The following is a 7,775-nucleotide window of genomic DNA, read 5'->3' as shown; positions in this document are numbered from 1 at the left end:
TCGCTGTGTTGGTTGCGGGGGTGGGGTGTTGGGTGCTCCCCCCCGGGGCCCCCCCCGGGGGGGGGGGGGGGCCCCCCTTCCCGTCGTATGAACGGCGTGTGACCGGTCGTCAGCTGCTGGAGCCGCGGCCGAGCTCCCACAGCTGGAGGCTGGAGGAGGAGTTGAGGGCGTAGGCGACGCCCGTGATGTCGTCGCGCGCGGCGACGTACTGCTTGCCCTGCCACAGCGGGAGCACCGGGACGTCGTCGGCGACGATGTCCTGGATCTCGGTGAGGCTGCTGGAGGCGCTGGCCCGGTCGGCCTCGAGGCGGGACTCGGGGATCAGCTTGTCGTTGATCTTGGTGTTGGTGTACGGCGAGGCGAGGAAGTTGTCCTTGCCGAGGAACGGCGCGAGGAAGTTGTCGGCGTCCGGGAAGTCGGGGAACCAGCCCATGCCGTAGACGTCGTACGCCTGCTTGCGCTCGGCGGTCTGGTACGTCGACCAGGGGGTGCCCTTGATGTCGACGTCGAACAGGCCGCTGTTGTTGAGCTGCTGCTGCAGGACCTCGAACTCCTCCTTGGTGGCGGAGCCGTAGTGGTCGGTCGTGTAGTGCAGCGTCAGCTTCACCGGGGTGGTGATGTTCGCGGCGGTCAGCAGGCTCTTGGCCTTGGAGACGTTGGGGTCGCCGTACTTGTTGAAGAAGGAGTTGGAGTGGCCGGTCACGGAGGCCGGGACCAGCGAGTACAGCGGCTCGGCCTGGGAGCCGTACACCTTGGCGACGAGTGCGGCGCGGTCGATGATCTGGGCCATCGCCTGGCGGACGGCCTTGGTCTTGACCGTGGGCGCGTCGGTGTCGAAGCCGAGGTAGCGGATCTCCAGGCCGGACATCTCGACGAGGTCGACGTTGGAGTCGTCGCCGGCGTCGAGCTTGTTGATCTGGGACGGCGACATGGTGCGGGTCATCACGTCGATGTCGCCCTTGTCGATCGCCTCGCCCATGGCGTCGGCGTCCTTGAAGGAGCGCATGACGACCTTGTCGTTGTTCACCGTCACGCTGCCCTTGTAGTTCGGGTTCTTGGTGAAGGTGGCGGAGACGATCTCGTTGTTCTGGACGTCGGCCTTGAAGGTGTAGGGGCCGGAGCCGTCGACGTCGAAGCCGTCGCGGAGCTTGTCCTTCGCGTAGTCCTTCGGGTTCAGGATGCCCGCGACCGGGGTGGACAGCTTGTACGGGAAGGTGGCGTCGGCCGACTTGAGGTGGAAGATGACCTCTCGGTCGCCCTGGGTCTCGATGGTGTCGATGTTCGAGAGCAGGGCGAAGACACCGCTCTCGGACTTGATGCGCAGGGCGCGCTCCATGGACCACTTGACGTCCGCGGCGGTGACGGCGTTGCCGTCGGAGAACTTCAGGCCCTCACGCAGCTTGCAGGCGTAGCGCTCGCTGCCGCTGTCGGTGAAGGAGCAGCTCTCGGCGGCGTCGGGGACCGGGTCACCGTCGCCCTTGGGCTGCGACATGAGGGTCTGCACCGTCTGGCGCAGGATGTTCCAGCCGCCGACGTCGTAGGAGTAGGCGGGGTCGACCGGCGCCGGGGCGTCCTTCGTGGCGGTGAACCGGTCGGTGGTGCCGACGACGATCGCGCCGTCACTGTTGCTCCCACTGTCGGATCCACCGCACGCGGCGAGAACCGGAGTGAGCAGACCGATGACGGCCGGCAGCACCAAAGTCTTGCGGTTCATGCTCGAAGTTCTCCAGAGCTGTTCGAGTCCGTGTATCCGGCATGCAGGGGTGTCGAAGCGGATCACGGGGGTAGCGGCGATGTTCTCGCGATGAGATTAGTCCGCACCCGCAGGAGGGCTCACAGGGCCCTGAGTTGAGGTCCCATCACGCAGCGGAACCGGCTGCGGACAGACCGAAAACCCGACGGCGGCAGGATTAGTGCAGCCTCTCCCCAATCGGGACACAAGGGCGCCTGAATTCCCCCCGATCAGGGGGGAAGCGGCACACCCGGGCAACGTTGTCGACCCCCGTGCGCGTGGGGAACGTCACACGCGCAATCACCGGGAGCGGCAACGGAATTCAGCCGGTTGAACACTTGCGAATTCCGTTGAATGAGCTCCGCCGGGATTTCACCCAATGCCATTTGCACGCTGGGTGAACGGCTAGCGCATTTCCGTCATCAGCCCGCGCAGAAATGCCAGGTCGACCTCTTCCAGGGAGCTGACCACGGTGCGCCGCTCGGCCGGGGCGATGGGCGCGACGGACGGTACGGCGACCACCTGGCAGCCGGCGGCCTCGGCGGCGGCGACACCGGTCGCGGTGTCCTCGACCACCGCGCACCTGGCCGGATCCGCGCCAAGTCCCGCGGCGGCGAGCAGATACGGGTCCGGATAGGGCTTGGTGCGGGAGACCTCGTCGCCGGCGACGGAGAGGGTGAAGTGGTGGGGGCCCAGTGAGGTCAGGACGCGGTCGATGATGCGCCGGTGCGAGGCGGAGACCAGGGCGGTGGGGATCTGCTGTTCGTGGAGTTCGGCGAGCAGTCGCTTGGCGCCCGGCATCAGCGGCAGGGCGGTGCCGATGCGCTGTTCGAAGCCGTCGTTGAGGAGCACGCTGAGTTCGGCGAGCGTGATGGCCGCGCCGGTGGCCTCGATGAGGAACCCGGCGCTGCGGGTCATGGGGCCGCCGACCACGACATGGCGCCATGACTCGTCGAGGGCGTGGCCGAGGCGGGCGAAGATCTCGACCTCGACGTCCCACCAGAAGCCCTCGGTGTCCACCAGGGTGCCGTCCATGTCCAGGAGCACCGCCTGAAGCGCCGAGCCTTCCGCCGTACGGGTTCCGAGCGCGGGGACCGTACTGGTCATCCGGGCGCACCTCCTTGAGGGACGACCAGGCCGGTTCCCATGCGGGGAACCGGCCTGCTGTGGACCGACCAGTGTACGACTTATCCAATCAGTGTGCTCTGTGGCACGCGTCTCGGCGCCGCACCGCACACGTACGGCTCAGTGCCGCACGTCCACGGGCTCAGCGTGCGTTGAAGTACTTCGCCTCCGGGTGGTGGATGACGATGGCGTCGGTGGACTGCTCGGGGTGCAGCTGGAACTCCTCGGACAGCTGGACGCCGATCCGCTCGGGCTGCAGCAGGTCGGCGATCTTGGCGCGGTCCTCCAGGTTGGGGCAGGCGCCGTAGCCCAGCGAGAACCGCGCACCCCGGTACTTCAGGGCGAACATGTCCTCGACGTCGCTCGGGTCCTCGCCGGCGAAGCCCAGCTCCGCACGGACGCGCGCGTGCCAGTACTCGGCGAGTGCCTCGGCCAACTGGACGGACAGGCCGTGCAGTTCGAGGTAGTCGCGGTAGGAGTTGGCCTCGAAGAGCTTGGCGGTCCGCTCGCCGATGCGGGAGCCGACGGTGACGACCTGGAGGCCGACCACGTCCGTCTCCCCCGACTCCTCCGGGCGGAAGAAGTCGGCGAGGCACAGCCGGCGGCCGCGGCGCTGGCGGGGGAAGGTGAACCGGGTGCGTTCGTTGCCGCGTTCGTCCAGGATGATCAGGTCGTCGTCCTTGGAGACGCACGGGAAGTAGCCGTAGACCACGGCCGCTTCCAGCAGGTTCTCGGTCTGGAGCTGGTCCAGCAGGCCGCGCAGCCGGGGGCGGCCGTCGGTCTCGACGAGTTCCTCGTACGACGGTCCCTCGCCGGTGCGGGCCTGCTTGAGGCCCCACTGGCCCTTGAAGAGGGCGCCCTCGTCGAGCCAGCTCGCGTACTCCTTGAGCTGGATGCCCTTGATGACGCGGGTGTCCCAGAACGGCGGGGTGGGCACCGGGTTGTCGACGGCGACGTCGGAGCGGACATGGCCCTCCTCGGGCCGTTCCTCGACCTCGGCGGTGGCGGTGGGCCGCACCCGGCGCTGCTTCAGCTCCGGCAGGCTGGCGCCGGGCACTCCGCGCTTGACACCGATGAGCGCGTCCATCAGGCGCAGGCCCTCGAAGGCGTCGCGGGCGTAGCGGACCTCGCCCTCGTAGATCTCGTGCAGGTCCTGCTCGACGTAGGAGCGGGTGAGGGCGGCGCCGCCCAGGATCACCGGGTAACTGGCCGCCAGGCCGCGCTGGTTGAGCTCCTCCAGGTTCTCCTTCATGATCACCGTGGACTTGACCAGCAGGCCGGACATGCCGATGACGTCCGCCCGGTGCTCGTCGGCGGCCTCCAGGATCGCGGAGACGGGCTGTTTGATGCCGAGGTTGACGACGTTGTAGCCGTTGTTGGACAGGATGATGTCGACGAGGTTCTTGCCGATGTCGTGGACGTCGCCGCGCACGGTGGCGAGCACGATGGTGCCCTTGCCCTCGGCCTCCGACTTCTCCATGTGCGGTTCGAGGTGGGCGACCGCGGACTTCATGACCTCGGCGGACTGGAGGACGAACGGCAGCTGCATCTGGCCGGAGCCGAACAGCTCGCCGACGACCTTCATGCCGTCCAGCAGGGTCTCGTTGACGATGTCGAGGGCGGGGCGGTCCTGGAGGGCCGCGTCCAGGTCGGCCTCCAGGCCGTTCTTCTCGCCGTCGATGATGCGGCGCTTGAGCCGCTCCTCCAGCGGGAGGGCGGCCAGTTCCTCGGCCTTGCCGGCCTTGAGTGACTTGGCGGTGGCGCCCTCGAAGAGGGCCATCAGCTTCTGGAGCGGGTCGTAGCCCTCGGTGCGGCGGTCGTGGACGAGGTCGAGGGCGGTCTGCACCTCCTCCTCGGAGAACCGGGCGATCGGCAGGATCTTGCTCGCGTGCACGATCGCCGAGTCCAGGCCCGCCTTGACGCACTCGTCGAGGAAGACGGAGTTCAGCAGGATGCGGGCGGCCGGGTTGAGGCCGAAGGAGATGTTGGAGAGCCCCAGGGTGGTCTGGACCTCCGGGTGGCGGCGCTTGAGTTCGCGGATCGCCTCGATGGTGGCGATGCCGTCGCCCCGTGACTCCTCCTGGCCGGTGCAGATGGTGAAGGTCAGGGTGTCGATGAGGATGTCCGACTCGTGGATGCCCCAGTTCCCGGTCAGGTCCTCGATCAGCCGTTCGGCGATCTCGACCTTCTTCTCCGGGGTGCGGGCCTGGCCCTCCTCGTCGATGGTCAGCGCGATCAGGGCGGCACCGTGCTCTCGCGCCAGCGCGGTGACCTTGGCGAAGCGGGACTCCGGGCCGTCGCCGTCCTCGTAGTTGACGGAGTTGATGACGGCGCGGCCGCCGAGCTTCTCCAGGCCGGCCCGGATGACGGGGACCTCGGTGGAGTCCAGGACGATCGGCAGGGTGGAGGCGGTGGCGAAGCGGCCGGCCAGCTCCTGCATGTCGGCGACGCCGTCCCGGCCGACGTAGTCCACGCAGAGGTCGAGCATGTGGGCGCCCTCGCGGATCTGCTCGCGGGCCATCTCCACGCAGTCGTCCCAGCGGGCGTCCAGCATGGCCTCGCGGAACTTCTTGGAACCGTTGGCGTTGGTGCGCTCGCCGATGGCCAGGTACGAGGTGTCCTGGCGGAACGGGACGGTCTGGTAGAGGGAGGCGGCGCCGGGCTCGGGGCGCGGGCTGCGCTCGGGCGGGGTGACGCCCCGGACCCGCTCGACGACCTGGCGCAGGTGCTCGGGGGTGGTGCCGCAGCAGCCGCCGATGAGGGAGAGGCCGTAGTCCCGTACGAAGGTCTCGTGGGCGTCGGCCAGCTCCGAGGGGCTCAGCGGGTAGCTGGCGCCGTCCTTGCCGAGGACGGGCAGGCCGGCGTTGGGCATGCACGACAGCGCGATACGGGAGTGCCGGGAGAGGTAGCGCAGGTGCTCGCTCATCTCGGCGGGGCCGGTGGCGCAGTTCATGCCGATCATGTCGATGCCGAGCGGCTCCAGCGCGGTGAGCGCGGCGCCGATCTCGGAGCCCAGCAGCATGGTGCCGGTCGTCTCGACGGTGACGGAGACGATGATCGGGACGTCCAGGCCGGCGATCTCGCGGGCGCGGTGGGCGCCGATCACGGCCGCCTTGGTCTGGAGCAGGTCCTGGGTGGTCTCCACGATCAGCGCGTCGGCGCCGCCCGCGATGAGGCCCTCGGCGTTCTGCTGGAAGGCGTCGCGGATCGTGGTGTACCCGATATGGCCGAGGGTGGGCAGCTTGGTGCCGGGGCCGATGGAGCCGAGCACCCAGCGCTGGCGGCCGTCACGGGCGAGATGGCCGTCGGCGGTCTCCCGGGCGATGCGGGCGCCCGCCTCGGACAGTTCGTAGACGCGCTCGGGGATGTCGTACTCGGCCATCGCCGCGTAGTTGGCGCCGAAGGTGTTGGTCTCGACGCAGTCCACGCCCGCGTCGAAGTACGCCTCGTGGACCGAGCGGACGATGTCCGGGCGGGTCAGGTTCAGGATCTCGTTGCAGCCCTCGAGCTGCTGGAAGTCGTCCAGAGTGGGGTCCTGGGCCTGGAGCATGGTGCCCATGGCTCCGTCGGCGACCACCACACGTGTGGCGAGCGCCTCTCGGAGCGCGGACACACGGGTCCGGCTGTCGGCGGAAGGGGACGGCGGCGACGAGGCCATGAAGGGCTCCCTTGGATGCGACGGCTGTCGGCTATGCGGTCCGCCGGGCCGGGCCCGGGCATGGACGCACTGCGCCAGCGTAACCGGGTGTGGGCTTGGATGTGCAGGGCGTCCATGTGGCGGACGGGTGAGGGGCTGGTGAGGCGGCGGATGGGCGAGTATGTCGCCCACCACGTCATCCGCGCCGGGCACGGGAACCGCACGTGAGGTGAGCCACGGGGACCACACCCACGGTAAGCGCGGACCACGCCTGGCGTAACAGGTGTCGACCAACCATTAGCGGAGAGTCGACACGGACCGGTAGTGTTCGGCATTGCCGAACGATGGTTACGGCAGTCTTACGGCGAGGGTCGTAGGGGACGGAGGCAGGACTGCGATGGCACGGAACATCCAGTCGCTCGAACGGGCGGCCGCGATGCTGCGGCTGCTCGCGGGCGGCGAGCGACGGCTCGGCCTGTCCGACATCGCCTCGTCACTGGGTCTGGCCAAGGGCACCGCACACGGCATACTGCGCACCCTCCAGCAGGAGGGGTTCGTCGAGCAGGACGAGGCCTCCGGGCGCTACCAGCTGGGCGCCGAGCTGCTGCGGCTCGGCACCACCTATCTGGACGTGCACGAGCTGCGGGCCCGGGCGCTGGTGTGGACGGACGACCTGGCCCGGTCCAGCGGGGAAAGCGTCTACCTGGGCGTTCTCCACCAACAGGGCGTGCTGATCGTGCACCACGTGTTCCGGCCCGACGACAGCCGGCAGGTGCTGGAGATCGGGGCGATGCAGCCGCTGCACTCCACGGCGCTCGGCAAGGTGCTGTCCGCCTACGACCCGGTGGCGCACAGCGAGGCCCTGGAGGCCGACCGCAAGCCCTTCACGGACCGTACGACCTGCGACCCGGCCGCTTTCGAACACGTCCTCGACATCACCCGCGCGCGGGGGTACGCGGCGGACGTGGAGGAGACCTGGGAGGGCGTGGCGTCGATAGCGGCGCCGATCCACAACCGGCGGCGCATGCCGGTGGGCGCGGTGGGCATCACGGGCGCGGTGGAGCGGCTGTGCAAGGACGGGGAGTTGCAGCCCGAGCTGGTCGCCGCGGTGCGGGACTGCGCCCGCGCGGTGTCGCGGGACCTGGGCGCGGGACGGTTCTGACCGCGCACCACTGATCACCACCTGAGGCCGGGGGGGGCGGGGGGGGGCCGGCCCCCCCCCGCGCCCGGGGTGGTCAAAAAAAAACAAAACGGGGGTGTATCGGGGGGAAACCCCCCCCA

General features: G+C 69.1%; 4 protein-coding genes. 1 reads left to right on the top strand and 3 read right to left on the bottom strand.

The annotated features are described in order from the left end of the window. Positions 1–109 precede the first annotated feature (109 nt). The 3 genes from ACWGJB_RS04290 to metH all read right to left on the bottom strand — a co-directional run bounded on the left by ACWGJB_RS04290 (position 110) and on the right by metH (position 6,515). Entirely contained in the window at positions 110–1,714 is a 1,605-nt protein-coding gene (locus ACWGJB_RS04290) for an ABC transporter substrate-binding protein (RefSeq protein WP_453378746.1), read from the bottom strand. A gap of 423 nt (positions 1,715–2,137) precedes the next feature. Next, positions 2,138–2,839 carry an HAD family hydrolase gene (locus tag ACWGJB_RS04285; RefSeq protein ID WP_453378745.1) on the bottom strand — a complete coding sequence of 234 codons (702 nt, stop codon included), beginning with the start codon at positions 2,837–2,839 and terminating at the stop codon, positions 2,138–2,140. A gap of 160 nt (positions 2,840–2,999) precedes the next feature. Continuing rightward, the gene (metH, locus tag ACWGJB_RS04280) at positions 3,000–6,515 is read right to left on the bottom strand and encodes a methionine synthase (protein ID WP_453378744.1); all 3,516 of its coding nucleotides are present in this window, start codon (positions 6,513–6,515) and stop codon (positions 3,000–3,002) included. Positions 6,516–6,891: 376 nt separating this feature from the next. On the opposite strand from metH, the gene ACWGJB_RS04275 reads away from it, so the two are divergent. Next, on the top strand, positions 6,892–7,656 hold the full coding sequence (locus ACWGJB_RS04275) for an IclR family transcriptional regulator (RefSeq protein WP_453378743.1): 765 nt from the start codon (positions 6,892–6,894) through the stop codon (positions 7,654–7,656). Positions 7,657–7,775: the final 119 nt, after the last annotated feature.

It is taken from the genome of Streptomyces sp. NPDC054813 (assembly GCF_053611365.1).
This window is presented reverse-complemented; position numbering and strand designations above follow the sequence as displayed.